At 65.7% G+C, this 2,648-nt stretch carries 3 protein-coding genes; all 3 read left to right on the top strand.

All coding sequences use genetic code 11. From position 1 onward, the window contains the following. Window positions 1-299 (top strand): DUF721 domain-containing protein (locus WCE35_RS21910; protein WP_424595408.1); only part of this gene is annotated, 299 nt, incomplete at its 5' end. 116 nt (window positions 300-415) lie between these two features. Continuing rightward, a complete protein-coding gene (locus tag WCE35_RS21905) occupies window positions 416-1,069 on the top strand; it encodes a DsbA family protein (RefSeq protein ID WP_424595409.1) in 654 nt (217 codons plus the stop codon). 216 nt (window positions 1,070-1,285) lie between these two features. After that, window positions 1,286-2,648, top strand: a 1,363-nt coding sequence (locus WCE35_RS21900; protein ID WP_424595407.1) for an AAA family ATPase, incomplete at its 3' end; no start/stop codon positions are given.

Genomic DNA, 2,648 nt, shown 5'->3' with positions numbered 1-2,648 from the left:
TCGAGGGGCAGCCGCAGGAACCGGCCACGCTGATACTGCGGGTGGAGGGTCCGGCGGCGCTGGAAATCCAGCACAAGTCCGACGTCATCCTGGAACGGGTCAACCGCTTCTTCGGCTGGAGCGCCGTCGGGAGGCTGGCGCTGCGGCAGGCGCCGCTGGCGCGCCGGGACCGGCCTGCCCCCCCGCGCGCGCCGGATGCAACATCGGTGGCGGAGGTCGCCAAAACCCTGTCCTCGGTCGAGGACGAGGCGTTGCGCGCGGCGCTGGCGCGGCTCGGGGCCTCGATCAAGCGAAATTGAGACTTTCGCGCGGCTGGATGGTCGCAACCTGCCATTGCCACAATTATCGTTTCAAGCTAGCGAAGGCTTGTTTTCAGACGTCCTCAGGCGTGACCGCGCCAATCCGGGAGCCGACCTTGATCATCACGCGCCGCGCCTTCACCGCCGCCCTGTCGCTGACCGGGCTTGCAGCTTTTGTCGGTTTCTCGCCGCTCTCCCTGATCGCGGATGCGATGGCGCAAGGCGCCGACGTCGCCAAGCCGCAGTCGCTGCCGGACATGGCGCTCGGCCCCGCCAACGCCCCGGTGACCATCACCGAATACGCCTCGATGACCTGTCCGCACTGCGCCGATTTCAACGAAAAAGTGTTTCCAAAGATCAAGTCGGAATATCTCGACACCAACAAGATCCGTTATGTGTTCCGCGAATTCCCGCTCGACATCAAGGCGGCCGCCGGCTCGATGCTGGCGCGCTGCATCGCCAAGGACGACTCGGGCAAATATTTCGCCGTGATCGACATGCTGTTCAAGCAGCAGAACGACTGGGTGGTGAAGAACACCACGGAGACGCTGACCCGGATCGGCAAGCAGGCCGGCCTCAGCCAGCAGGCGGTCGAGGAGTGCCTCAAGGACCAGGCGCTGCTCGACAAGATCGCCGCCGATCAGAAGTTCGCCGCCGAGGTGCTCAAGGTCAATTCGACGCCGACCTTCTTTATCAATGGCGAGATGATCAAGGGCGACACCCGGTTCGAGGAATTCGACAAGCGTATCAAATCCTTGTTGAAGAGCTGATTCTCAACATCCGAATCAATTCGATTCGTTCCGCCCCCTAAGCCTCACAAAAGTCTTGGAAAAACCACGGGCGGCGGTTGCCCCTAGGCCCCACCCTCGCCATTGTCGCGGCCCATGAGAGCCGCCTGAAGCGACTTTAGCCCACACACCGACATTGCCTTCTATGGTATTGTCACGGCAGGGAGATTCGCGCCCGGCCAACAGAGAATCGTGTCCATGAAACTCACCCGCCTTCGCCTCCACGGATTCAAGTCTTTCGTCGAACCCACTGACTTCGTGATCGAACCGGGCTTAACCGGCGTGGTCGGGCCGAATGGCTGCGGCAAATCGAATCTGGTCGAGGCGCTGCGCTGGGCGATGGGCGAGACCTCGCACAAATCGCTGCGCGCCGCCGACATGGATGCCGTGATCTTCGCCGGCTCCGGCGGCCGCCCGGCGCGCAACCATGCCGAAGTGGTGATGACGATCGACAATGCCGATCGCACCGCGCCCTCGGCGGTGAACGACCGCGAGATTCTGGAAATCTCGCGGCGGATCGAGCGCGAAGCCGGCTCGGTCTATCGCATCAACGGCCGCGACGTTCGCGCCCGCGACGTGCAGATCCTGTTCGCGGACGCCGCCACTGGCGCGCGTTCGCCGGCGCTGGTTCACCAGGGCAAGATCGGCGAGATCATTCAGGCCAAGCCCGAGCAGCGCCGCCGCGTGCTGGAAGACGCCGCCGGCGTCGCCGGGCTGCACGCCCGCCGCCACGAGGCCGAATTGCGGCTGAAGGCTGCCGAGACCAACCTCACCCGCGTCGAGGACGTGATCGGGCAGCTCGCCGGGCAGATGGAAGGGCTGAAAAAGCAGGCGCGGCAGGCGATCCGCTACCGCGAGGTCGCGAGCCGGGTGCGCAAGGCCGAGGCCATGCTGTTCCATTTGCGCTGGATCGAGGCCAACGCCGACGTCGGGGAAGCCGCGCGCAGCCATGACCTCAATGTTCGCGAGATGGCCGAGCGCACCCGCGAGCAGGCCGAGGCCGCCCGTATCCAGGCGATCCGCGCTTCGGAACTGCCGGCGCTGCGCGAGGGCGAGGCCCGCGCCGCCGCCGGACTGGCACGGCTGACCAATGCACGCGAAATGCTGGACCGCGAGGAGGAGCGCGCCAGGGAGCGCGTCGCCGAACTCGACCGCCGGCTGACGCAGTTTTCCGCCGACATCGCCCGCGAGCAGCAGCAGACCTCCGACGCGGAAGTCGCGCTGCGGCGGCTCGATGCCGAAGATTCCGAATTGAAGGAAGAGATCAGGTCGCGGGTCGAGAAGCGCAGCGGCGCCGATGAACGCGTGTCCGACGCCGAAGCGACGCTGGCTACGACCGAACGTCAGTTCACCGAATTGACCACCCTGCTGGCCGACCTCACCGCCAAGCGCCATCAGCTCGAAGCCGGCGTGCATACCCATCGCGACCGGCTGGCACGGCTCGATCAGGAGATCGCCAGCGTCCAGGCCGAAGACGAGCGGCTAGCGCAGGAAACCGGCCATCTCGGCGATCTCGCGGTGCTCGCCGGCGCGATCGAGACCGCGCAGGAGCATCTGGCGC

Source organism: Bradyrhizobium sp. (assembly GCF_049691595.1).
Classification (GTDB): Bacteria; Pseudomonadota; Alphaproteobacteria; order Rhizobiales; family Xanthobacteraceae; genus Bradyrhizobium.
Note: the sequence above shows the minus strand (reverse complement) of the source record. Positions and strands in the feature narration are given on the sequence as shown.